Source organism: Mycolicibacterium fluoranthenivorans (assembly GCF_011758805.1).
Taxonomy (GTDB): domain Bacteria; phylum Actinomycetota; class Actinomycetes; order Mycobacteriales; family Mycobacteriaceae; genus Mycobacterium; species Mycobacterium fluoranthenivorans.
In genome coordinates this window covers 396,161-421,027 of the sequence record NZ_JAANOW010000002.1, presented here as the reverse complement: position 1 = coordinate 421,027, position 24,867 = coordinate 396,161, and the positions used below count along the sequence as shown (strand labels likewise).

19 protein-coding genes and 1 pseudogene are annotated in these 24,867 nt (G+C 67.6%); 3 read left to right on the top strand and 17 right to left on the bottom strand.

Going from position 1 to position 24,867, the window contains the following annotated elements:
- Nucleotides 1-73: 73 nt before the first annotated feature.
- The 17 genes and pseudogenes from rne to FHU31_RS19965 form a co-directional block, all read right to left on the bottom strand.
- Nucleotides 74-3,079, bottom strand: coding sequence for a ribonuclease E (gene rne, locus FHU31_RS20045; protein WP_167161811.1), 3,006 nt, complete (start codon nt 3,077-3,079; stop codon nt 74-76).
- 295 nt (nt 3,080-3,374) lie between these two features.
- Nucleotides 3,375-3,794 carry a nucleoside-diphosphate kinase gene (gene ndk / locus FHU31_RS20040; protein ID WP_090353372.1) on the bottom strand — a complete coding sequence of 140 codons (420 nt, stop codon included), beginning with the start codon at nt 3,792-3,794 and terminating at the stop codon, nt 3,375-3,377.
- A 45-nt stretch (nt 3,795-3,839) separates the two neighbouring features.
- Nucleotides 3,840-4,499 carry an SRPBCC family protein gene (locus FHU31_RS20035; RefSeq protein ID WP_167161809.1) on the bottom strand — a complete coding sequence of 220 codons (660 nt, stop codon included), beginning with the start codon at nt 4,497-4,499 and terminating at the stop codon, nt 3,840-3,842.
- Complete coding sequence (locus FHU31_RS20030) at nt 4,496-4,885, bottom strand: DUF4233 domain-containing protein (protein WP_167161807.1); 390 nt, start codon at nt 4,883-4,885, stop codon at nt 4,496-4,498. Before FHU31_RS20030 ends, FHU31_RS20035 begins: the two co-directional genes overlap by 4 nt.
- Nucleotides 4,882-6,288: a bifunctional tetrahydrofolate synthase/dihydrofolate synthase gene (gene folC, locus FHU31_RS20025; protein ID WP_167161805.1), complete on the bottom strand. Its 1,407-nt coding sequence runs from the start codon at nt 6,286-6,288 to the stop codon at nt 4,882-4,884. Before folC ends, FHU31_RS20030 begins: the two co-directional genes overlap by 4 nt.
- Nucleotides 6,285-8,921 (bottom strand): valine--tRNA ligase, encoded by a 2,637-nt coding sequence (locus FHU31_RS20020; RefSeq protein ID WP_167161804.1) that lies wholly within the window; start codon nt 8,919-8,921, stop codon nt 6,285-6,287. The genes folC and FHU31_RS20020 overlap by 4 nt, the downstream gene beginning before the upstream one ends.
- Before the next feature lie 135 nt (nt 8,922-9,056).
- Nucleotides 9,057-9,629 (bottom strand): DUF937 domain-containing protein, encoded by a 573-nt coding sequence (locus FHU31_RS20015; protein WP_167161801.1) that lies wholly within the window; start codon nt 9,627-9,629, stop codon nt 9,057-9,059.
- A 94-nt stretch (nt 9,630-9,723) separates the two neighbouring features.
- Nucleotides 9,724-10,977 carry a saccharopine dehydrogenase family protein gene (locus FHU31_RS20010; RefSeq protein ID WP_167161799.1) on the bottom strand — a complete coding sequence of 418 codons (1,254 nt, stop codon included), beginning with the start codon at nt 10,975-10,977 and terminating at the stop codon, nt 9,724-9,726.
- A gap of 11 nt (nt 10,978-10,988) precedes the next feature.
- Entirely contained in the window at nt 10,989-12,968 is a 1,980-nt protein-coding gene (locus FHU31_RS20005) for a S9 family peptidase (RefSeq protein WP_167161797.1), read from the bottom strand.
- Between the two features lie 19 nt (nt 12,969-12,987).
- A complete protein-coding gene (locus FHU31_RS20000; RefSeq protein ID WP_167161795.1) occupies nt 12,988-13,590 on the bottom strand; it encodes a hypothetical protein in 603 nt (200 codons plus the stop codon).
- 156 nt (nt 13,591-13,746) lie between these two features.
- Complete coding sequence (locus tag FHU31_RS19995; RefSeq protein ID WP_208411116.1) at nt 13,747-14,241, bottom strand: transglycosylase family protein; 495 nt, start codon at nt 14,239-14,241, stop codon at nt 13,747-13,749.
- A gap of 242 nt (nt 14,242-14,483) precedes the next feature.
- A pseudogene (locus FHU31_RS19990) lies at nt 14,484-14,809 on the bottom strand (transglycosylase family protein).
- Nucleotides 14,810-15,863: 1,054 nt separating this feature from the next.
- Nucleotides 15,864-16,433: a molybdenum cofactor guanylyltransferase gene (gene mobA, locus FHU31_RS19985; protein ID WP_167161793.1), complete on the bottom strand. Its 570-nt coding sequence runs from the start codon at nt 16,431-16,433 to the stop codon at nt 15,864-15,866.
- A 48-nt stretch (nt 16,434-16,481) separates the two neighbouring features.
- A complete protein-coding gene (locus FHU31_RS19980) occupies nt 16,482-17,594 on the bottom strand; it encodes a 2-oxoacid:ferredoxin oxidoreductase subunit beta (RefSeq protein WP_167161791.1) in 1,113 nt (370 codons plus the stop codon).
- Nucleotides 17,591-19,522, bottom strand: a complete 1,932-nt coding sequence (locus FHU31_RS19975; RefSeq protein ID WP_167161789.1) for a 2-oxoacid:acceptor oxidoreductase subunit alpha — start codon at nt 19,520-19,522, stop codon at nt 17,591-17,593. Before FHU31_RS19975 ends, FHU31_RS19980 begins: the two co-directional genes overlap by 4 nt.
- A gap of 323 nt (nt 19,523-19,845) precedes the next feature.
- On the bottom strand, nt 19,846-20,694 hold the full coding sequence (locus tag FHU31_RS19970; protein ID WP_208411114.1) for a PfkB family carbohydrate kinase: 849 nt from the start codon (nt 20,692-20,694) through the stop codon (nt 19,846-19,848).
- A gap of 74 nt (nt 20,695-20,768) precedes the next feature.
- Nucleotides 20,769-21,770, bottom strand: a complete 1,002-nt coding sequence (locus tag FHU31_RS19965) for a LacI family DNA-binding transcriptional regulator (protein WP_167161788.1) — start codon at nt 21,768-21,770, stop codon at nt 20,769-20,771.
- A gap of 78 nt (nt 21,771-21,848) precedes the next feature.
- Between FHU31_RS19965 and FHU31_RS19960 the strand changes: the two genes are divergently transcribed.
- The 3 genes from FHU31_RS19960 to FHU31_RS19950 are packed head-to-tail and all read left to right on the top strand — an operon-like array spanning nt 21,849 to nt 24,861.
- Complete coding sequence (locus FHU31_RS19960; RefSeq protein WP_167161786.1) at nt 21,849-23,006, top strand: phytanoyl-CoA dioxygenase family protein; 1,158 nt, start codon at nt 21,849-21,851, stop codon at nt 23,004-23,006.
- A complete protein-coding gene (locus tag FHU31_RS19955) occupies nt 23,003-24,010 on the top strand; it encodes a Gfo/Idh/MocA family protein (protein ID WP_167161784.1) in 1,008 nt (335 codons plus the stop codon). Before FHU31_RS19960 ends, FHU31_RS19955 begins: the two co-directional genes overlap by 4 nt.
- Entirely contained in the window at nt 24,007-24,861 is an 855-nt protein-coding gene (locus FHU31_RS19950) for a sugar phosphate isomerase/epimerase family protein (protein ID WP_167161782.1), read from the top strand. The genes FHU31_RS19955 and FHU31_RS19950 overlap by 4 nt, the downstream gene beginning before the upstream one ends.
- Nucleotides 24,862-24,867 lie beyond the last annotated feature (6 nt).

Genomic DNA, 24,867 nt, shown 5'->3' with positions numbered 1-24,867 from the left:
CGAACTGAGCCAGCTTTCGCGGCCACTAGCCTCGCGACAACTGGTCAAGGGTACGTGAGCAGCGGGGACAGGGTCAAACCGCGTCCCTCGGGGGGCCGGCCGGCCGTGCCGCGGCACGGCGCCGCGGACGTCGTCCACCTGCACCGTTCGCCTCGACCGCCGGTTCGGGTGTCACGATCGCCTGGTCAGAGCCGGTGTCGTCGTCCTCGTCACCGTCGTCGGAGTCCTCGTCGTCGTCAGAATCGTCCGCGTCATCGTCGTCGGAGTCGTCCGAGTCATCGTCGTCGGAATCCTCGAACTCGTCGTCCTCGTCATCGTCATCGTCATCGTCGGAGTCCTCGTCGAACTCGTCGTCTTCGGAGTCATCGTCGTCGTCATCGTCGTCATCGTCGCCATCGATGACATCGACGTCGTCCTCGATCTCGTCCTCGACGTCAGCATCGACGCCGTTGGTCTCCTCGGCGGCGTCGTCGTCGATATCGCCGACGGCGATCAGCTCCTCGTCGCCTTCAGCGAGCGTCTCGTCTTCGTCGTCGAGGGGCCGGCCGTCCTCATCCTCATGCTTGCCGTTGGCCGCGGCCATCGCCTTGAACATCGGATGCTCGCCCGCCGCGTGTGCAGGCACCTTCGCGACCTGTACCTCTTCGGGCTCGGTCTTGGCGCCCTTCTTACCGCGTTTGCCCCGGCGTCCGCCGCCGCCACCGGCCGCGCCGGCGGCAGCACCGGCCGACTCGGCCTTGCGCGCGACCGCCTGCGCGGTGTCCACCGGATCGACGTGCAGGACGATTCCCCTGCCGGCGCAGTGCGTACAGGTGGTGGAGAACGCCTCGACCAGCCCGGTGCCCAGGCGCTTGCGGGTCAGCTGCACCAGCCCGAGCGAGGTCACCTCCGACACCTGATGCCGGGTGCGGTCGCGGGCCAGTGCCTCGGTGAGGCGCCGCAGCACCAGATCGCGGTTGGACTCCAGCACCATGTCGATGAAGTCGATCACCACGATGCCGCCGATATCGCGCAGCCTCAGTTGCCGCACCGTCTCCTCGGCGGCTTCCAGGTTGTTGCGGGTCACGGTCTGTTCGAGGTTGCCGCCCGAACCGGTGAACTTCCCGGTGTTGACGTCGATGACCGTCATCGCCTCGGTGCGGTCGATGACCAGGGTGCCGCCCGAGGGCAGCCACACCTTGCGGTCCAGCGCCTTGGCGAGCTGCTCGTCGATCCGGTGCACAGCGAACACGTCGGGGGCATCGGGATTGGCCGGCTCGTACTTGGTCATGCGCGGAACAAGCTCGGGTGCAACCGAGTTCACGTAGTCGTTGATGGTCTTCCAGGCCTCGTCGCCGGAGACGATCAGACCGGAGAAGTCCTCGTTGAACAGGTCGCGGATCACCTTGACCAGCACATCAGGTTCTTCGTAGAGCGCGATCGCGGCACCGGCCTTCTTGCCGGTGGTCTCCGCGGCGGCGGCCTCGATCTGGGCCCAGCGCTCCTGCAGCCGGTTCACGTCGGTGCGGATGTCGTCTTCCTTGACGCCCTCGGACGCGGTGCGAATGATCACACCGGCACCTGCGGGCACCACCTCTTTCAGGATCTCCTTGAGCCGCTGCCGCTCGGTGTCGGGCAGCTTCCGGCTGATCCCGGTCGACGAGGCCCCGGGCACGTACACCAGGTAGCGGCCGGCCAGCGAGATCTGCGTGGTGAGCCGGGCGCCCTTGTGCCCGACAGGATCCTTGCTGACCTGCACGACGACGTAGTCGCCGGGTTTGAGTGCCTGCTCGATCTTGCGGTTGTTACCGCCCAGGCCGGCGGCCTCCCAGTTGACCTCACCGGCGTAGAGCACGCCGTTGCGGCCACGGCCGATATCGACGAACGCGGCCTCCATCGAGGGCAGCACGTTCTGCACGATGCCCAGGTAGATATTGCCGACCAGGCTCGCCGACGCTGCTGACGTCACGAAGTGTTCGACCACGACGCCGTCTTCGAGCACCGCGATCTGGGTGTACCGGGCGCCCTCGTGCGGCGGCTCGGTGCGGACCTTGTCCCGCACGATCATCGTGCGTTCGACAGCCTCCCGCCGGGCCAGGAACTCGGCCTCGCTCAGGATGGGCGGGCGGCGCCGGCCGGCGTCGCGACCGTCCCGGCGGCGCTGGCGCTTGGCCTCCAGCCGCGTCGATCCGCTGATGCCCTGGATCTCGTTATCGGGTTTGGCGCTCTTCTCCCGCGGCGTGCGCTCGTGCACGACGGTGTTCGGCGGATCGTCCGGCGATACCGAGTCCTCGTCTCCACCGTTGCCCGACTTACGCCGGCGCCGGCGGCGACGGCGACGCGTGCCGCCCTCGGCGCCACCTGCCTCGTCACCGGCATCCTCGTCGGTGTCGTCGGCGTCCTCGGCGTCCTCGTCGGACTGCTCGCCCTCGGCCGCGCCGTCTTCGGCACCCTCGCCGACGTCGTCACCGGCTTCATCGGCACTCTGCTCGCCGCGACCGCGGCCTCGGCCCCGACGGCCCCGGCGACGACGGCGCGCGGCGGGACGATCCGACTGACCGTCCTCGGCGTCGGAATCAGTGTCGTCGGCGTCGTCGGCGTCCTCAGCGGAGTCGTCGGTGGCGTCGCCGTCCTCGACCTCGTCACCCTGATCGGCCGCAGCCACCCGCGGCGCGAACTCGACCGGTTGCGGCGCGACGAACAGCGGCAGATACGGAGCAGGTTCGACCTCGCCGCGCGGGCTGAGCTCGCTCGCCACCTCCAGTTCGAAGGCGTGCGGGGTTTCCAGCAGCAACCGCGATTCGGGTTCGGCGTTCACCACCTCGACGGCTGCGGCCACCTCCGCCGGTTCGACGGACCCGGTCGCGTGGGGCGGCTCGGCTTCGGCCGCGTTGAGCAGGTCGCGGACGCGCTCTGCCTCGGCCTTGTCGACCGTGGAGTGCGGGCTGCGAGCCCTGCCGTCGAGCTCGGCGAGCACATCGACGATGCGCTTACTGGTGGTGCCCAGCAGACGCGCCAGCGAGTGAACTCTCAGCTTCGCCGGCAGTTCCTCACTCTGCGCTGCTTGGGAAAGGTCTTGGGTATGGGCATCTTCGGCCACGTATTCTCCTCAAGCCCCCGGGCGCGTCAGATCGACGCGGCCACGCGAGGGCTTCCGCTATGGGTCCGGGACACTTACCCCGGACTTGTTATGGTCTCGCCCCGAGCAGTTCGGATGAACCCACTCGGTGCCTGGCTGAATGATGGCTGGACGGTCGGCGCCTCACCGCAAGATCGCGGTGGTCGCGCTCGTCGAAGTCTTCATCCGGGAGTTCGGACCCCTTGTGGCGCCGATCTCCCAGGGCCAGTATCCCACACCGCGAGCCGGAATCTGACGAAGCGGGCCCAACCGCGAGCTAAGCGCCCGTCAGGCCGGGGAACCAGAGAGCGATTTCACGGGCCGCCGACTCGGGTGAATCGGAGCCGTGGACCAGGTTGTCCTGGGTGACCAGAGCCAGGTCGCCACGGATGGTGCCCGGCGTGGCCTTCTCCACCGGGTCGGTGCCGCCCGCGATCTGACGGAACGCGGCGATCGCGCGCGGTCCCTCGACCACGGCCGCCACCACCGGACCGGAGGTGATGAACTCCAGCAACGACCCGAAGAACGGCTTGCCGTCGTGCTCGGCGTAATGCTGGCGGGCCAGGTCGTCGCTGACGACCTTGAGCTCAAGTGCCGCGAAGGTCAGGCCCTTGCGCTCGATCCGGCTGACGATCTCGCCGATCAGGTGGCGTGCAACGCCGTCGGGCTTGATCAAAACAAGGGTGCGCTCAGTCACGGCGGACAGCGTACCGGTCGGTAACCGGAGCCTGCGACACCAGGCTCAGATCGGTCCCGACGAACCCCGTCCGGCCAGCGATTCGGCCCGCTGCGTGATACCGCGCAGCATCCGCCGCTGCATGGCGAAATCACCGAACTCCATCAGCAGCACACCGAAGACGGCGAGCCAGGGGCGCCGCCAGTCGTAGCGGACGTGCACACGGGTGACCAGCCGGGTGCCCGCCGGGGTCGCCGTCAGCCGCCAGACCCACGCGCTGTCCGGTTTCGTCCACACCATCAGTTCCGGTGCGCGCATCGACTCGACCCGGAAGGCCGTCTTCTCCGACGGAGTGCCGAACGGCGACATCGGCACCCAGTCCCCCGGCGCGAGGTCCTGCAGTGGCGCGATGATCTCGGTGGCGCTGGGCTTGCCGAGGTTGTCCAGCAGATCGTGGCTGTACCACCCGGCCCGGCCGGCGCCCACTTGCACCAGCCACGGCCAGACGTCGGCGGGCGGGGCGGCGATGTCGATGGCGCGGGTGGCCACGAACTGGGCGCCGGGCACATGGTCATCCCCCGGCAGGCGCGCGGCCACTTCTGCGTCGGTGGCTCCCCACCGCAGATGGCGACCACGGATCGCGGGCGCGAGCACGAACAGCGGCAGATCCCGTAGCAGCCCCGAAAGCTGATGCGGCAGTTGCCGAAGAACCGGACGCAGACTCAATCCGGCGCATCCTGCTGGCCGGGCAGCAGTCCACGCTCCTGCCGGCGCTTGACCTCACCCCGCAGGACGATCAACAACGCCCAGACCAATGCGAAGACCACCCCGATGAAGCCGATGCCCCAATGGATGAAGGCACCTGCGACGAGCACCAACTGCACCCCGAAGTTGATCCAGATGGCGCCCGGGCGGCCCTGCACTCCGGACAGCAGCACCAGCAGCACGGTCATCCCGATCAGGAAGCCGCCGGACACCCAGGTCAGACCGCCCTTGCCGAAGGACACCACCGGCAGGGCCAGCAGCACGACGATGGCCTCCAGAATCAGGGTTCCGGCCATCACACCGCGGAAGCTCTTCCACGGATCGGTCGGTGTCGCCGGCGTCGTCATGCCGGGTCCCGTCCGAACAAGGTGCGGGCGGCGCCCGCCGTCACCACCGAGCCGGTGATGACGATGCCACTGCCCGACACCCCTTCCGCACCGGCGGACTCCTCCACCTGCGCGATGGCGGTCTCTATCGCGTCGGGCAGCGTGGCCGCGGTGAGCACCCGCTCCGCACCGAACCGCTGCTCGGCCAGCGTCGCCAGTTCTTCGACGTCCAGGGCACGCGGCGACCCGTTGTGGGTGACGACGATCTGATCGAACGCAGGCTCCAGCGCCGCGAGGATGCCGTCGACGTCCTTGTCGGCCATCACCGACACGACCCCGACCAGGAAGCGGAAATCGAACTCCTCGGCCAGCGCTTCGGCCAGCGCGGTGGCACCGGCCGGGTTGTGCGCGGCATCCACGAACACCGTCGGCGCGCTGCGCACCCGCTCCAGCCGCCCGGGACTGGCCGCGGCAGCGAAACCGGCCCGCACCGCGTCGATATCGAGCTGACGGTCTGCGCCGGCGCCGAAGAAGGCCTCGACCGCGGCCAGGGCGAGCACCGCGTTGTGCGCCTGATGGGCACCGTGCAGCGGCAGGAAGATGTCCTCGTACACCCCGCCGAGCCCCTGCAGCGACAACACCTGACCGCCGACGGCCACTTGGCGGCTGCGCACCGCGAACTCCGAATCCTCGCGCGCCACCGCGGCATCGGCTGTCACCGCCTGCGCCAGCAGCACCTCCATGGCCTCCGGCGACTGGCGACCGATCACCGCGACGGTATCGGTGGGCACCAGGTCATCGTCCTGTTTGGTGATGATCCCGGCCTTCTCCCCCGCGATCTGCGCGATGGTGTCACCGAGATAGTCGGTGTGGTCCAGCCCGATCGGCGTGATGACGGTGACGGGCGCGTTGACCACGTTGGTGGCATCCCAGCGGCCCCCGAGGCCCGTCTCCACCACGGCGATATCGACCGGGGCATCGGCGAAGGCGGCGAAGGCCATCGCGGTGAGCACCTCGAACTTGCTCATCTTCGGTCCACCGGCCGCTTCGGATTGCGCATCGACGAGTTCGATGAACGGTTCGATCTCACGGTAGACGGCGACGTATTGCGCTGGGGTCAGCGGCTTTCCGTCGATCGAGATGCGCTCGACAGCCGACTGGAGGTGCGGGCTGGTGGTCCGCCCGGTGCGGCGGTGCAGCGCGATCAGCAGGGCGTCGATGATGCGCGCCACCGACGTCTTGCCGTTGGTTCCGGCAATGTGGATCGACGGATAGCTGCGCTGCGGTGAGCCCAGCAGTTCCAGCAGCGCCTCGATACGCGCCGTGCTCGGTTCGATCTTCGTCTCCGGCCACCGCTGGTCGAGCAGATGCTCGACCTGCAGCAGTGCCGCGATCTCGTCCGGGGTGGGCTCCGGGTCGGTCATGCGAGTGCGGCCAGGCGAGCCGTGATCCGCTCGACCTCTTCCTGGGCCAGCTGCTGGCGGCCCTTGATCTTGTCGACGACGGCTTCGGGGGCCTTGGCCAGGAATTCGGCGTTGCCGAGTTTGCCTGCGGTCTGGACCAATTCCTTCTGCGCGGCGGCCAGATCCTTCTCCAGGCGGCGCCGTTCGGCGGCGACGTCGACGGTGCCGGAGGTGTCCAGCTCCACCACGACGGTGCCCTCGGACAGCCGCACCTCGACCGACGCCGAGGCGGTGAAACCGTCGGCCGGTTCGGTGAGCCAGGCCAGGGCGGTCACCGCCGGCAGCTGGGACTGCACGTCCGCGACGTCGAGACCGCTGAGCCGGGCCGGGACCCGCTGCCGGTCGGCCAGGCCCTGATCGCTGCGGAACCTGCGCACCTCGGTCACCAGCTTCTGCATATCCGCGACGCGCCGGGCGGCAACGGAATCCAGCGCAAAGCCCGACGGTGCCGGCCAGTCCGCGATCACCAGCGACTCACCGCCGGTGAGCGTCGTCCACAGCGTCTCGGTGACAAACGGCATCACCGGGTGCAGCAGCTTCAGCAGCGCGTCGAGCACCGCGGCCAGCACCGCAGTGGTGTGCGTAATACCTTGCGAGAGCTGCACTTTGGCCAGCTCGACGTACCAGTCGCAGAACTCGTCCCAGGCGAAGTGGTACAGCGCCTCACAGGCTCGGCTGAACTCGTAAGCCTCCAGCGCGGCGTCGGCCTCGGCGCGCACCTCCTCGAGCCGGCCCAGGATCCACCGGTCGGCGTCGGTGAGTTCACCCGCGGCGGGCAGCGGCGCGGGGGCCGCACCGTTCATCAGCGCGAACTTGGTGGCGTTGAACAACTTGGTGGCGAAGTTGCGCGAAGCACGCGCAGCGTCCTCACCGATCGACAGGTCGCCACCGGGGCTCGCACCGCGGGCCAGGGTGAACCGCAGGGCGTCGGCACCGAACTTCTCCACCCAATCGAGCGGGTCGATACCGTTGCCCTTGGACTTGCTCATCTTTCGGCCGAACTCGTCGCGGATCAGGCCGTGCAGGAAGACGTTCCGGAACGGCACCGTGCCGGCAGCCACCACATCGTCACCGGCGACGAAGGTGCCGAACATCATCATCCGGGCCACCCAGAAGAACAGGATGTCGTAGCCGGTGACCAGCACGCTGGTCGGATAGAACTTCTCCAGCTCGGGGGTCTTCTCCGGCCAGCCCATCGTGGAGAACGGCCACAGCGCCGATGAGAACCAGGTGTCGAGCACATCCGGGTCCTGCACCCAGCCCTCGGGCGCGGTCTCGTCGGGACCCAGACACACCTGCTGACCGTCGGGACCGTGCCAGATCGGGATGCGGTGGCCCCACCAGAGCTGGCGCGAGATGCACCAGTCGTGCATGTTGTCCACCCACGCGAACCAGCGCGGTTCCAGGCTGGCGGGGTGAATCACGGTGTCGCCGCCCCGCACTGCGTCCCCGGCCGCCTTGGCCAGTGACTCGACCTTGACCCACCACTGCAGGCTCAGCCGCGGCTCGATGGGCTCGCCGCTGCGCTCGGAGTGGCCGACACTGTGCAGATACGGACGCTTCTCGGCGACGATGCGGCCGTCGGCGGCCAGCGCCTCACGCACCGCGACGCGCGCCTCGAACCGGTCCATGCCGTCGAATGGCGTTCCGGTGCCGGTGATCGCGCCGGCCTTGTCCAGGATGGACGGCATGGCGAGGTTGTGCCGGACACCGATCTCGAAGTCGTTCGGGTCGTGTGCGGGGGTGACTTTGACTGCGCCGGTACCGAATTCGGGATCGACGTGGGCGTCGGCGACGATGATGACGTCGCGGTCCAGGAACGGGTGCGGCAGCGTCGTGCCGACCAGCGCGCGGTAGCGCTCGTCATCGGGATGCACCGCGATGGCGGTGTCGCCGAGCATGGTCTCCAGCCGGGTGGTGGCCACCACGATATGCGGTTGCGCGTCGTCGAGAGATCCGTACCGGAACGACACCAGCTCGCCCTCGACGTCCTCGTACTTCACCTCGAGGTCGCTGATCGCGGTCTGCAGCACCGGCGACCAGTTCACCAGGCGCTCGGCCTGGTAGATCAGCCCGGCGTCATAGAGCCGCTTGAAGATGGTGCGCACCGCACGGGACAGACCCTCGTCCATGGTGAACCGGTCGCGACTCCAGTCCACCCCGTCGCCGAGCCGGCGCATCTGCCCGCCGATGGTGCCACCGGATTCGCGCTTCCAGTCCCACACCTTGTCGACGAACAGTTCGCGGCCGAAGTCCTCTTTGGTCTTGCCGTCGACGGCAAGCTGCTTCTCCACCACCGACTGGGTGGCGATGCCGGCGTGATCCATGCCGGGCAGCCACAGCACCTCGAAACCCTGCATGCGCTTGCGCCGGGTCAGGGCGTCCATCAGCGTGTGGTCCAGCGCGTGGCCCATGTGCAGGCTGCCGGTCACGTTCGGCGGCGGCAGGACGATCGAGTACGGCGGCTTGGTGCTCGACGGGTCGGCCGTGAAGTAGCCCGCGTCGACCCAACCCTGATAGAGCTCGCTTTCTACCGCACCCGGCTCCCATGACTTGGGAAGGGCATCGGCGCGCGAGGAAGGGCTGGCAGTCACCTGGTCATTCTAGAAAGGCCGCGCGGACCGACCGGCCGTCGCCCCGCCCTGATCGCCGAACGTCGACGTGATGGTGGCCGATCGCCCCTTCGCCGACGAGAAGTCGACGCTCGGCGGCGCAGGCTACTTCTTGGGCTACTTCTTGCCGCCGAGGAGTCCACCGAGCACGCCGCCGAGGATGTTGCCCAGCGGGTTGTTACCCGCGCCGCCTCCACCGCCGGCGCCGGCGAGGACACTGCCCAGGATGTCGCCCAATCCGCCACCTCCGCCCGAAGCGGCCGAAGCGGCCGGCGTGGCGTTGTTCTGCGCGAACTGCTTGCCGATATAGGCCAGCACGATGGGGGCCAGGATCGGCAGCAGCTGCTTGATCAGGCTGCTTCCCCCGGCTCCGCTGTCCGCGAGCGCCGAGGCCACCTGGTTGGTGTCGTTACCGCCGAAGATGTGGGCGACGATGTTGTCGCCCTCGGCCTGATCCACCTGGTCGACGCTCACGCCGCCGTCCAGCAGTCCGCTGGCCCCCTGTGCGGTGACCGCCGACTCCAGCGTGCTGGAGTCGATATCGCCGGACGTGACGTTGTGCTGCAGTCCGCCCACCAGGGCCGGGACCAGGGTCCGGATGGCGTTGTTCACCTCGCCTTCATCGGCCCCCAGCTTCGTCGCAATATCGCGTACCGGAATCTGTGCGAAGAGATCATCCAGACCGGCCATTTCATCCCCACCTTCATCGCTGGTTGACGTCCTACCCGCACTCGACCCTAGCCGGATCGGGCCCTCGCCCACAGGGGTTCGACGCTGCCCGGTGTCAATCCAGCCGGGTGGTCTCCAATGTCACCCCGGCGGCCGGAAGCCGGGTGAGCAGTGCGTCGCCCATCGCCGCGGCGGGCGTCAGTACGCCACGCAGATCGGAGAGCCGGTCCCGGTCCAGCGCCAGCGCCAGCCCGCTCTCGCCGAGCAGCACCGCAGTCGCCTTGTAGCCGGGATCGCCCTGCTGGGCGATGACGGCCCGGTAGCGCGCACCCGTGCTGGTCGTGGTGTACGTCTCGATGCGGTAGTGCCCGTTTTCCCTGGTTTGTTCGCTCGGCCCGGTGCCGGGTTTCGGCACGATCCGCTCCAGCAGGGCCGACGGCACCTTGTTGAGGTACTTCATTCCGAGGCCGAGGGCCGCGGCGTTCACGGCGGTGTCCACCGCGGCGACGACCGGTGCCAGCACCGAGGAACCCGTGCTCATGTGCTCGGCATAGCGGAACGTTCGGCCATATGCCCAGTCCAGAAGGGCGTTACTGCGCCGCACGATTCGCGAGTTCGGCGCTGCCATCGCAAACGCACCGGTCCACACGCCGGCCAGTTCGGGCGCGATCTGGACGCCGCGAATCCAGGGCGTATCCGACTGGTGTCCCAGATCGGGCTCGGCGGCACGGTCTGTGCTCAGCGTGTACGGGTCGAGCATTTCGCGCCGGATATCCGGATCACCGGCGGCCGTGCGGAAGAACTCCATCATCGAGGCGACGGTGCCACCGGATACCCCGCCGGCGAAGGTGCGCAACACCAGGTCGGTGTCGGTGAGGTCACCGGTCCCGTCGGCGCGCACCTTGTCGTAGAGGGCATAGACGGTGAGATCGGAAGGGACCGAGTCGAATCCGCAGGAATGCACGATGCGGACGCCGGTATCGGCGGCCTGCTTGTGGAATTGGTCGACACTGTCGCGGATGAACGGTGTCTCACCGGTGAGATCGGCGTAGTCGGTGCCGGCTTCCACGCAGGCGGCCACCAGCGGCAGGCCGTAGCGGGTGTAGGGCCCGACGGTGGTGACGACCACCTGGGTGCGCTCGGCCATCGCCGCCAGCGTGGCCGGCACCCCCGCATCGGCTTCGATGATGGTCCATGAGGCGGCCGACTCCCCCAAGGCGTCGCGCACCGCACGCACTTTGTCGGCGGACCGCCCGGCCAGCGCGATCCGGGCCGGGCCGGCCGCCTTGGCCAGGTACTCGGCGGTGAGTTTGCCGGCGAAGCCGGTGGCGCCGTACAGGACGAGGTCGAATTCCCGCTGCGAGGTCATGGACTGTGAAGCTACCCGAGCGTCTCGGGCACGGCGCCGTCCTCACCCAGAACGTGGCGGGCCAGGAACGCGAGGGTGACCTGGTACCAGATCTTGGTGTGCTGCGGCTGCGCGATCCAGTGCCCCTCGGAGGGAAAGTACAGGAACTGATGGGCACTGGTGCCGTCATCCGGGTCGGCCGGCAGTGCCGACTCGGTGAGTAGCTCGTACCAGAGCCGCAGCGCCTCACCGACAGGGACGCGATAGTCCTTGTCGCCGTGGATCACCAGCATCGGGGTGTTGATGGAGCCGACCTGCCGGTGTGGTGAATTGTGTTGTGTCATCTGCTCGGTCATCTCGCGCGCCCACCAGTACGCGCCGTCGGTGGTGTGGCCGAACTGGTCCAGCGCCCACAGGCTGGCGTGGGTGACGATGGCATCGAAGCGGTCGGTGTGCCCGGCGATCCAGTTGGCCATATAGCCGCCGAACGATCCGCCCATGGCGGCGGTCCGGCCGGCATCGATCCTCGGATGGGCACAGGCCGCGTCGGTGGCCGCCATCAGATCCGTATAGGGCGCCGCACCCCAGGCACCCCAACCGCGCTGGATGAAGTGCTGTCCGTAACCGGTGGACAACGCGGGGTCGGGCATCAGCACGGCGTAGCCGGCGGCGGCCATCAGCCAGGGGTTCCAGCGCCAATGCCAGGCGTTCCAACTGCCCAGCGGTCCGCCGTGCACCCACAACAGCAGCGGTGCGGGTTCGTTCCCCTCTGGTAGCACCAGCCAGGACCGCACGGCCGCGCCGTCCTCGGCCGTGGCCGTCAGCTCTTCCAATGTGCCTGGCAGCGAAGGAATCTCGACGCACGGCAGCGTGACGACCCGCCCGTCCGCGTCAATCCGCACCGGATGGGGCGGCGCAGCGTAAGAATGGCGCAGCGCGTAGATGACGCCGCCGGGCGCGGTGCGCACCTCCGCGTAACTATGGTCATCGTGGGTCAGCCGCGTCACGGCACCGGTTTCCGGGTGCACCGAGAAGATCGGGCACCCGCCCCCGTCGTCGGCGGTGATCACCAGGGCGGTGCCGTCGGTCGTCCAGCTCACCGACGACGGCCAGCGATCCCACTGCGCGCTCACCTCCACCCACGGTTCACCGAACCTCATGACGCACAACGTGATCCGCGGCGCCAGCTCGGGGGTGGACACCGTCTCGCGCAGGAAAGCGAGCCGTCCACCATCCGGCGAGATCGCCGGATGGCCGAGATCTGCATCGGGGTCGTCGACGATCACCTGACGAACGCCGGTGGCGGTGTCGATGCGCATCAACACGACACGGATCACGGCACCGGGTCCGGCGGCCTGCCACGATGTCACCACGAACGTGCCGTCGGCGCTGACCGCGACACCGGCTTCGCGCAGCGCGGCTCCGGGCGCCGGGGTGAGGTCACGGGAGTCGGCCGCGTCGAGCAGGTGGGGCTGGTCGGGCCCGAGGTCGTGATCCCAGTGCCGCACCGGGTAGCGGGTGTGCAGGATTGCCGAGACCTTGTTGTCCTTGCGCAGCGCACGCAACCGGGCGTCGTCTTCGACGGTGGCCGCCGACGGCAGCAGCGGCGCCGTGACGAGGACGCGGTCGGCTGCGGTCGCGGTGTGCACGGCGCTGACCCCGCCGGGGAGTGCGCGCAGTTCGACGGCCTCGCCGCCGGCTGCGGGCAGCTGCCACAGCGCGGCGGGTGGTGTGTCGTCACCGGGCGCGGGGCGGGCCGCGAGGAACAGCAGATCTCCGGCGGCGGTGAAGGACGGCGCCGATTCACCTTTGATCCCCCGGGTCAGACGCCGCGCGGGAAGCTGCCCCGCCGGATCCAATTCCCATATCGCCGTGACGAATTCGGTGCGATCGTGGTTGATCTCGCTGACGGTGGTGACCAGCCGGGCGCCGTCCGGGGAGACCGCGAGTCCGGCGACCCTGGGTAGTTCGAGATAGCGGTCGAGGTCACCGAATGCGTGGCGAGACGTCATACCCGCCACGCTAGCCGGGTCAGACGACGTCGGTGATGTGTCCCCCGGCGTCGGCGCGGACCTGCTTGTTGCTCCGGTCACCCTGGACGTTGATGAGAATGCGCAGGTTGTCATCGAAGGGCAGGTTGCGGTCGATGACGACGGACTGCACCTTGCCGTCGGCGATACCGCTGGCGGCGACGGCTCCGTCGACCGCGGCGATGATGGCGCTCGTGGGCACGTCGGTGAGCACGAACAGGTTCTGTCGCAGGGCTTCTGCGTCGTCGTCGTAGTCGACCGGCCTGGAGGCGCCGACGTGTCCGGCGGTGTAGGTCCACTGGTTCAGTTCGGTCGGCGCGTTCGGGTCGATGGCCTGCACCGTCGCGGTGGTCGGGATCAGGGTCACTTTGACCACCTGCATCGGGGTGGCGCCGACCTTCTCCGCGATCGCGGCGAACGCCTTGTCCAGGCCGTCGGCGGTCAGCACGTCTCCGGTGGCACCGGTGCCGTCCTGGATCTGCTGGACCGCGGAGGTCGCGGCATCGGTGATCTTCCGGACGTCGGCGATGGTCGAGCATCCGCTGAGTGCGGAGATGGTGAGGGCCGCGGCGGCGAGGCCGAGGCCCAGTCGGGTGACAGTCATCGTGTGTTTCCCTGTTCTCGGTCGGTGGTGACATCAGCGTCGACGGGCGGGTCGGCTACCGATCCCAAACTCCGCGCCGGCGCTGTGGTCCGAACACGCAGAGACGCCCGCTTCCGGGGGCGGAAAGCGGGCGTCTCTGGCTACCGGTGGTGCCGACTAGCGCGGTTGGCCGAAGGAGGTCAGCACGGTGCACATCTTGCGGACGTCGAAGATCCCGAGGATGGCGCCGGGACGAATGGCCTGGCAACCGGTGGCGGCAGGGGCCGAGGTGGCCGGCGCGGAGGTGGTCCACACCGCCGGGGTGGCGCCCTTGGCGCCGCAGGTCGGCCAGGCGCCCAGGCCCTGAGTGCGCAGGACGTTTTCGGCGACGCGGATCTGCTCGGCGCGGCTGGCCTGGTGCGGGGCGCCCACGCCGCCGTTGGCGGTCCAGGTGGCCTGCTTGAACTGAAGTCCGCCGGAGGCACCGTTACCGGTATTGGTCGACCAGTTGCCACCGGACTCGCACTGGGCGACCGCGTCCCAGTTCACCCCGCTGTCGGCGCTGGCGGTGGCCGACAGGGCCAGCGGCGCGACGGCGAGGGCGCCGACTGCGGCGGCTACCCAGAGGATCCGGGTGATTGTCTTCTTGATCGCGACGCTGAGGTTCTTCATTGTGCGGTCCTTCCCCGACCGGTGACACGAGTTCCGCATGCGTTGGATGGTGCGTTCTCACACTGCGGTTACCGGTGTTTCGGGTGGGGGAAATCTTCCGTTACGGAGGAGGCACAAGTTTTAGGGGTTTCTTATGGGACGAATGGATATTCACGGTATTTGTGAGAAAACAATGGCGCCGAGCCGAAAGCCCGGCGCCATTGTCACGTCCTTTGGTATGGACGGCGCATATATGCAGCGCGTCAGCCGCGACGCCCGCACACCGGCCAGGCACCGATGCCCTGCGAGTGCAGCACGTTGTTGGCGACCCGGATCTGCTCGTCCTTGCTGGCGGTGTGCGGCGAACCGCTGCCGCCGTTGGCACGCCAGGTGCCCATGGTGAACTGCAGGCCACCGTAGTAGCCGTTTCCGGTGTTGATGGCCCAGTTGCCGCCCGACTCGCAGGCAGCGACGGCATCCCAGTTCACACCGTGTCCGCATTGGCGGTACCCGCCCCCAGGGCCACGGGCGCCACTGCGAGCGCTCCGGCGATGGCGGCCATACCGAACGTCGTGCGGATGTTCTTCAACTTCTATCCTCTCGCCAAGCGCGCACCAAACAACACCCGCGCATAGGCGGGCACGACTTGCCTGAACGGAACAGGCGATTTATTTGGGCGGTGCCTTCTCTGTCGGGCACAGCAGCGAGAGGCACGAGATCGCCTGACCGGGAAATCAGCCCCGGCCGCTTCCGCGGACCTTGCCGCTGAAGCCCCGCATACACGCAGGTATTGAATGTGAAATTATTTGCTCCGTTGGGGAGTTGAGGAAAACGTACAAAACTGTTCACACGAAGTCACATCGCATCTACAACGTGTCGCGAGAAGATCACGAGATGATCACGACGGCTCCTATGCATCAACTATGCAGGTCAGCCATGCGTTTTGCTCGATTATCCAAATTGCGCGCCAGGAATCATTTCGTGACTCATATCACGGTCTTTTTGTGGGCTGGGTCACGCGGTTGCGCACGTGTCACGCCCGCCTCGCTGCAGAATTCACGGTCTGCGATCCAAAACCCGTTGACCTGCAGGTTTATTCGCAACAATGTTCGCTGGGCACAAGCGATTTCCGCGCCCTGCTGACAGATAACCAAATACTCTGCGCAACAACCCATTTGACCAAGCGCGGCGCGTCATCAATCCGGTACGGGCAATCTCGGACGATCCGGGGTGGGCATGGCAATGTGTTGTCCTGCAACACATCAACCAGGTTCTCGGCCGATCTGTGCCGCACTCATCCGGGGCCGCCCTCTGCCGAGACCCGGTCGACCTCGCCTCCGCAGGCAACGCCCACACGCGGCGGCTAATTAGAGCGGCTTACAGCCCTGCGTCCCTGCATATTTCGTCGAGTCACTCCTGCCACACGACTCCTCGTTGCTTTGAAAGATACTGCCGCAGAGCGGGTTTCAGAAACACGTCAAGGAGTTCGAGCGGAGGGCATATTTACGCCGGGCCGAGACAGAACAATTTCCCGTCCGTTACCCGCCGGAGATAAAGACCAATAACGTCACTCCTGAGTAAATTCGACCCCGGGGGCGTTTTAATTCACAATTTGCTACCCGCGTCGGCGCAAATTCCGCCGGTCAGGTCAGGTCGGCGGCGGTGTTGACGTTGGTCAGCGCGCGTTGCTCGTCCAGCACGACACGGTGGGTGTCGACGCCGGCGGTGCCGTCGACCAGGGCCCGCATGCTCCGCTCTCCCGCCGCCACCAGTCGGGCCGCCGTATCGGCCAGCCCGGTGCGGTACACCCCAGCCAGGTAGTGGTCCCGACCGTCCCACGGCAGCACGACATCGGCGACCGTGGGCTGCGCGACCAGCGCATCGATCAGGTCGGTGGACAGGTAGGGCATGTCCACCGCGCAGACGAAGGCCCGCTGTGCACCGGCGTCTGCGGCCGCCCGCAGCCCGCGCGCCGTCGCGAGCAGCGGGCCGACCCCGCGCACCTCGTCCCGAAGAACGTCGGCGGACAGCGCCGGCAGCGCCTGACCTGGCGCGGCGATCACGAACACCGGAGAGCACCGCTGCGACACCACGGCGACGACACGTTCGACCAGCATCTGGCCGCCGAACTCGAGCGTTGCCTTATCGCGGCCCATACGGCGGGACGCCCCGCCTGCCAACACGACTGCTGCCAGTGGCGAAGGTGACGTCACCCAGACGACGTTAGAGGAGAGCGTGCCCGCGACGGAGCAGAACAGCCCCTAGTCGACGGTCCAGGTGTCCTTGCCACGAAGCAGTGCCTGCAACGCGGCAGTGTCACCCGGCTTGGCCGCTCTGGCGTCGGCCACCTGCTGGCGGGCCGCGTCATCGTAGGTCGGCCTGCTGACCTGGCGGAAGATGCCTGTCACCATGTGCTCAAGGTTCTGTTCGGACAACCGCGACAGCGCGAAGGCGTAGGCCGGATCGTCGATCGTGGCATCGTGCACCACGATCTGATCGGCGGCCACGTCGGCGGTCTTGGCGACCTCCAGGCCGTAGCCGGACTTGACCACGCAGTACTGCGCGTCGGCGCCGAACGTGATCTGCTCGCCGTGGCTGAGGTTGATCAGCCGGTCCTCGGAGCCTTCCTTGCGCAGAGCGTCGAAGGAGCCGTCATTGAAGATCGGGCAGTCCTGCATGATCTCGACCAGCGCCGCGCCGCGGTGGCTGGCCGCGGCCCGCAGTACCTCGGTCAAACCCGCGCGATCGGAGTCCAGCGCCCGGCCGACGAACGTGGCCTCGGCGCCCAGCGCCAGCGACACCGGGTTGAACGGGTAGTCGACCGAGCCCATCGGGGTGGACTTGGTGACCTTGCCGACCTCCGAGGTCGGCGAGTACTGCCCCTTGGTCAGGCCGTAGATCCGGTTGTTGAACAGCAGGATGGTGATGTTGATGTTGCGGCGCAGCGCATGGATGAGGTGGTTGCCGCCGATGGACAGCGAGTCGCCGTCACCGGTCACCACCCACACCGACAGATCCGGACGGGCCAGCGCCAGGCCGGTGGCAATCGTCGGCGCGCGACCGTGGATGGAGTGGAACCCGTAGGTCTCCAGGTAGTACGGGAACCGGCTGGAGCAGCCGATACCGCTGATGAAGGCGATGTTCTCGCGACGCAGTCCCAGCTCCGGCAGGAAGTTGCGGATGGTGTTGAGGATGACGTAGTCACCGCACCCGGGGCACCAGCGGACCTCCTGGTCGCTGGTGAAGTCCTTGCCCTTCTGCGGCTGGTCCGCCGTCGGCACCAGCGCCGTCTTGCTGAGGGCTTCGGTCAGGCCCAGGTCCGCGCCAATGAACTGGGTAGACGCGCGATCCGCTTCGCTTCTCGCTGTTGTCATGCTCCTGCTCCCACACCCGAATCCACGGTGGCAGCTGCCAGCCGCGCAAACTTTGCCTTGTCAGTTTCCTTCTCGCGCAACGACCCGTCCAGCGCCGCGCCGATGATGCCCTCGACCTCGTCGGCCAGAAACGCCATCCCCTCGACCTTGGTCACCGACTGCACATCGACCAGGTACTTGCCACGCAGCAGCAGAGCGAGCTGCCCCAGGTTCATCTCCGGCACGACCACGTTCGGATAGCGCCGCAGCACCTCTTCGAGATTGGCCGGGAACGGGTTCAGGTACCGCAGCTGAGCGTGCGCCACCTTGATGCCGTTGCGCCGGGCACGCCGGCAGGCCTCGCCGATGGGGCCGTAACTGCTACCCCAGCCGAGCAGCAGCAGCTCGGCGTCGCCGGTCGGGTCGTCGACCTCGAGGTCGGGCACCGTGATGCCGTCGATCTTGGCCTGCCGCAACCGGACCATGAGGTCGTGGTTCTTCGGCTCGTAGGAGATGTTGCCGGACCCGTTGGCCGATTCGAGGCCGCCGATCCGGTGCTCCAGACCGGGCGTCCCGGGAATCGCGAACTGGCGGGCCAGTGTCTCGGGGTCACGCGCATACGGCTGGAACGGCTTGCCCGCCTCGGCGAAGGTGTGCTCGATGGCCGGGTAGGTGCTGATGTCGGGGATCCGCCACGGCTCCGAGCCGTTGGCGATCGCGCCGTCGGACAAGATGATCACCGGCGTGTGATAGCCGATCGCGATGCGCACGGCCTCGACGGCGACATCGAAGCAGTCCGACGGCGAGCACGGAGCCAGCACCGCGACCGGCGATTCGCCGTTGCGGCCGTAGAGCGCCTGCAGCAGGTCGGCCTGTTCGGTCTTGGTCGGCAGGCCGGTGGACGGACCGCCGCGCTGCACATCGATGACGAGCAGCGGCAACTCGGTCATCACGGCCAAGCCGATGGCCTCCGACTTGAGCGAAACGCCGGGTCCGGACGTGCTGGTGACGCCGAGGGCGCCACCGTAGGACGCCCCGATGGCCGCACCGATGCCGGCGATCTCGTCCTCGGCCTGGAAGGTGAGCACGTTGAAGTGCTTGTACTTCGACAGCTCGTGCAGGATGTCGCTGGCCGGGGTGATCGGGTAGGTGCCCAGCACCACCTGGATATCGCCCAGCTGGCCGGCCGCCACGACACCGTAGGCCAGGGCGGTGTTACCGGAGATCTGCCGGTACTCACCGGTCTTGAGCTTGGCCGGGGCCACCTCGTAGGTGACGGCGAACGCCTCGGTGGTCTCGCCGTAGTTCCAGCCCGCCTTCAGCGCCAGCACATTGGCTTCGGCGATCTCGGGCTTGCGGGCGAACTTCTCGCGGATGAAGGCCTCGCTGGCTTCCAGCTCGCGGCCGTACATCCACGACAGCAGCCCGAGGGCGAACATGTTCTTGGCGCGCTGGCCGTCCTTCTTGGTGGCACCGATCGCCTCGACCGCACCCAAGGTGAGGGTCGTCATGGCGACGGACTGCACCACATAGTCGGACAGCTCCTCAGACTCCAGCGGGTTGCTGTCGTAGCCGACCTTCGCCAGGTTGCGCTTGGTGAACTCGTCGGAGTTGGCGATGATCAGCCCGCCGCGCGGCAGGTCGGCAACGTTGGCCTTCAGCGCCGCGGGATTCATCGCGACGAGCACGTCGGGACGGTCGCCTGCGGTCAGGATGTCGTAATCGGCGATCTGGATCTGGAACGACGACACACCGGGCAGGGTGCCCTGTGGTGCCCGGATCTCGGCGGGGTAGTTCGGCTGTGTCGCAAGGTCATTGCCGAACAGCGCCGCTTCCGACGTGAAACGGTCACCGGTCAGCTGCATGCCGTCGCCGGAGTCGCCCGCAAAGCGGATGACGACTTTCTCCAGCTTCTGCCGCGGGGCGGCTCCATTGCCGTTCTGGCCCACGACTCCCTGCCTTTCACGCCCCCTCAACTCTGGCTGTTTCGAGGAGAGGCGTTGCATCGAAGATTTTTGGTGTCACTACCGGTAACCATTATTGCACTTCTCTTAGGGTGGCTTTTGCCACACAATCCGGCGACACGCGGGTTACTTGTAGAAAAACTCGCTGTTCAGCGACGTGAACAGCAGCACCAATCTGCACATTTGTGGCGTTGATCACGTTTTGGAGAATGACATTCTCTAAGGAAGCCCTACTCATCGGTAGCTGACCGATAACGCTGTTCTCGGAGAACTTGACACCCGTCAACTTTAGCAGGCGCGGTGCGGGGTCACACCCGGTCCGGCGAACCCACCTCGACGCGCTTCTGCAACTCCCTGGCCACCAGCTCGCTGGCCAGCTCAGCGGCCCGACGCGGGTCGGCACCGTCGGCCCGGTTGGCGACGTAGCAGGACGTGAACATGTCCCCGGCACCGGTGGTCTGGACGCCGAGCACCCGCCACGCGGCGGGCACCCGGACCACGGTGCCGTCCTTGTAGATATCGCAGCCCTCCGAGCCGTAGGTCACCACGATCTCGGGAACCCCGAGCCGCTCGGCAGCCGCGGCGTCGAAATCACCGTCGGCGACGATGACGGCCTCATCTTCGGCCAGCTTGAGTACATCGAGGTGGCTCAGCAGATCGGACGAGAAATTGCGGTCCAGCGTCAGTGGGCCGAGCCGGTCGGCGCGCACCAGCCCCTGCCCGTCGTAGGCGATCCGATGCCCGCGCGCGGCCAGATGGGCCAGCGTGCTCGCCGGGAAGTCCGTCCGCATCAGCGGTGCCAGGTGGATCCACGTCGTACGCGGGTCGTCGGTGTCGATATCCGCGGCCGTCCATACCGGTCCGATGGCATCCACCGACATCCGGCGGTGGTCGGTGTCGTCGTAATCGAGGCGGAAAGCGCTCGTCCGGTCCGACGGCAGGAACCGCACCATCGACCCGAAACGCTCAAGCACCGCGTCGAACAGCTCATGGTCGGCCGGGGCACCCATTCCCACGATGTGCGCCAGCACACTGACATCTTCGAGTGCGACCCCGGCGAACGAGGCGCAGCCACCCGGGCTCGGCGGGGCTCCGTCGATGATGTCGATCGCGAGGTTTCCCAGCACGGTCACGCCCGGGACCAACGTCGGCGTCATCGAACGGCTCTCCTTATGTCTTAACTTTCTCGCGAAAGCGTAGTCGGGTCGGCCGCGGAAACAGATTCCAGCCGCTAGGCAGGCAGGTTGTAGGGCGTGATGACCTGAATCGGCGTCGGGCGCACGGGTTCGGCCGGCAACGCGCCGTGCTGCGCCAGGATCACCCGCATCGCCAGCCGCGCATCGGCCCGCAGGTCATTGTGCAGCACCACCGACATACGGCCGTCCCGCAGCAGCCGCCGGTTGTCCGCATCCAGGTCATGGCCGACAAAGACGCGGCAGACCCTTCCCAACCGGTCGAAGGCCGCGACCGTCGCGGTGTTACCGCCACCGGGCGAATACACCGCCTCCACGTGCGGGTGACTCGCCAGCGCGTCGAGCACCAGCCGTTCGTTGGTCGCGTCGATACCGTCGCTGTCACTGACCTCGACGATCTCCCGGCCGGTGCCTCGTAAACCGGACCGGAAGCCCACTTCGCGCTCCCCCTCACCGCGAAACACCGTGCGACTCAGGGTGATCAACACACCCGACGGCGCCGGTCCGAGCCACTGGTCCATCAGGTAGGCCGCAGTCATCCCGGCGCCGTGATTGTCGATCCCGACATAGGCGCAGCGCGCACTGTTGGGCACATCGGTCGTGTACGTCACCACCGGCACCCCGGCGCCGACCAGACGGTCGATCGCCTCGGCCACCGTGGGCTCATCCTGCGCCTTGAGCACCACCCCGTGGCTGCCCTTGATGCGACCGAGCTCCTCGGCCATCTGGTCGGTCGAACCCGATTCCCAGAGGTGGAACCGGGCGCGCAGCATTGCCGGGGCGAAGGCCGGCAACTCGGCCTCGATCGCGGCACGGAACGCGTCGGAGAACCGCTGCGGTGTCTGCATCACCACATCGATGAGGTAACGACGACCGTTGAGCCGCAACTGGGCTCGCTGCTTGTCCAGATCGGCGATGGCCTGCATGACCTCGGCGCGGGTGTTCTCGCGCACGCCGGGTCGGTCATTGAGCACGCGGTCGACCGTGGCCTCGCTGAGGCCGCACTGCTGGGCAATCTCACGAACCTTGTAGCGATGCACTCGACGTCCTCATGCTGAGGGTTTTTTGATGGCTTTTTGCCGTTGATTATGGCACAGAACACAACAAGACTGGCGGTCATGGCTGCACCACTGACCCGCTCCGAGCCGGAGTGGATCGTCGAATCCGACTGCTCGCTGCGGGATTTTCAGGCCCAGGTGACACGCGCGACCGATCTGGCCGACTACCCGCACGCCGTCGATGTCCGCAGCAACGTGCTCGTCTACGCCGCGGACGCCGGCGCCGACCGCCGCGCACTGCAATCCGAGCTGATCCGCGCTCTGACCCACGGCCCCGGCGTCGTCGTCTTCGAAGGGGCCTTCGACCATGGCGTGCTGGATCGGGCGAGCGCCGCATTCGACGACATCATCGCCGCGCAACACGCCGCAGGTGGCGCGGTCGGTGACCACTTCGGCAAGACCGGCGCCAACGACCGAATCTGGAACGCCGCTCAGAAGCTGGCACTGCACGCTCCCGAGGTGTTCGCGCAGTACTACAGCGCCGACACCCTCGCCCTGGTGTCACAAGCCTGGCTGGGACCGCGCTATCAAGTGACATCACAGGTCAACGTGGTCAATCCCGGTGGTGCAGCACAGGTTCCGCACCGCGACTATCACCTCGGCTTCGTCGACGCCGATCAGCTGGCCGACTATCCGGCCCATCTGCACCGACTGTCGCCCGCCCTGACCCTGCAAGGCGCCGTCGCACACTGCGATATGCCGCTGGAAAGCGGGCCGACCATGCTGCTGCCCTACTCGCAGGGGTTCGAGGCCGGCTATATCGCCTTCCACCGCCCGGAGTTCATCGACTTCTTCGCCGCCCATCAGGTGCAGCTGCCGCTGCACAAGGGGGACGCGGTGTTCTTCAATCCAGCGCTCTATCACGGTGCGGGCCAAAATGTCTCGGCCGATATCCGCCGGATGGCGAACCTGCTGCAGATCTCGTCCCCGTTCGGGCGAGCGATGGAAGCGCTGGATCGGACCGCGATGGTGAAGGCCGTCTACCCGGCACTGCTGGCGATGAAGCGAGCCGGCCACACCGACCGCGTGCTGGCCAATGCCGTGAACGCCACCGCCGAGGGCTACGCCTTCCCCACCAATCTCGACAGTGATCAGCCGATCGGCAGCCTCGCCCCGCCCAGCCAGGTCGACACCGTGCTGGCCGCGTTGGCCGCGGAACTGAACCCCGACGAACTCGACACCATCCTCGATCAGCAGCAAGAACGGAGAATCCCATGACCACCCTCGGAGTGATCGGACTGGGCCGCATCGGCGCATTCCACACCGAAACCCTTTCCGCCCTAGAAGGTGTGGACGGCCTGGTGATCACCGACGAGCGGCCCGACGTGGCCGCCGCGGTCGCCGCCAAGCACGGCGCCAAGGCCGTCGACACCGTGGCAGAACTGCTGTCCTCCGGCGTGGACGGCGTAGTGGTGGCCGCCGCCACCCCGGCACATGCCGAGCTGACCCTGGCCGCCGTCGAACGTGGCATCCCCACCTTCTGCGAGAAGCCGATCGCCTCCACCGCAGCCGAGAGTGCGCGGGTCGCCGAGGCGATCGCCGCATCCGGCGTGCCGGTCCAGGTGGGCTACCAGCGCCGCTTCGATGCCGCCTTCGCCGCCGCCAAGCGGGCCGTCGACGACGGATCGCTCGGCCACATCCACACGGTGCGCAGCACCACGATGGATCCGGCTCCCCCGCCGCTGGACTACATCAAGGGCTCGGGCGGCATCTTCCGCGACTGCGCCGTCCACGATTTCGACGTCATCCGGTGGATCACCGGCCAGAACCCGGTCGAGGTCTACGCCACCGGATCGGTCCAGGGTGACCCGTTGTTCGCCGAGTACGGCGATGTGGACACCGCCGCGGTGATCGTACGGTTCGACGGCGGCGCGCTCGGGGTGGTCTCCAACGCCCGCTACAACGCTCGCGGGTACGACTGCCGCCTGGAGGTGCACGGGTTCGACGACAGCGTGGCCGCCGGCTGGGATCAGGGTGCGCCCTTGCGAAATGTGGATCCGGCCAACACCTTCCCGACCGGTCCCGCCCACAACTTCTTCATGGACCGGTTCACCGAGGCCTTCCGCACCGAGCTGGCGGGCTTCGTGGAGGTCGCCAAGGGCGGGCCGGTCGCCGGCGCCACCGTGGCCGACGCCGTGGAGGTGGCCTGGCTGGCGGAGGCCGCCACCGAGTCCCTGCGCCGGGGCGTCCCGGTTGCCATCGAGGAGGTCCGTAACTCATGAAGATCGCAGGTGCACCCATTTCCTGGGGCGTGTGCGAGGTCCCCGGCTGGGGCTTCCAGCTCGAACCCGACCGTGTCCTGACCGAGATGCGCGGTGTTGGGCTGACCGCCACCGAACTCGGACCGGAGGGCTTCCTGCCCGCCGATACCGACGAGCTGAAGACAGTTCTGGCGCAACACGATCTGGCCTGCGTCGGCGGGTTCGTCCCCGCCGTATTGCACAACGCCGACCACGATCCGGCCGATGACCTTGCCGGCCCGCTGGAGTCACTGGTGGCCGCCGGTGCCGGCGTCGTGGTGCTGGCCGCCGCCACCGGATCCGACGGCTACGACTCCCGCCCGGTGCTCGACGAGAACCAGTGGGCGACGCTGCTGTCCAACCTGGATCGGCTGGCCGGCATCGTCAGCGCACGTGGCCTGCTTGCGGTGCTGCATCCGCATGTGGGAACGATGGTCGAGACCCGGGACGACGTGGACCGCGTGCTGGCCGGATCGGCGATCCCGCTGTGCCTGGATACCGGGCATCTGCTCATCGGTGGCACCGATCCGCTGGAACTGGCCAAGGCGGTGCCGAATCGCATCGCGCACACCCACCTCAAGGATGTCGATGCGGCGCTGGCCGCCAAGGTGCAGTCCGGCGAGCTGAGCTACACCGATGCCGTCAAGGCCGGGATGTACACGCCGCTGGGGACGGGCGACGTCGATATCGCAGGCATCGTCTCGGTGTTGCAGGACAACGGTTTCGACGGCTGGTTCGTGATGGAGCAAGACACCATCCTCGACGGCGCTCCGGCCGGCGACGGCCCGGTCGCCGACGTGCGAGCCAGTGTCGCGTACCTGAACAGCCTGTGAGCCGGC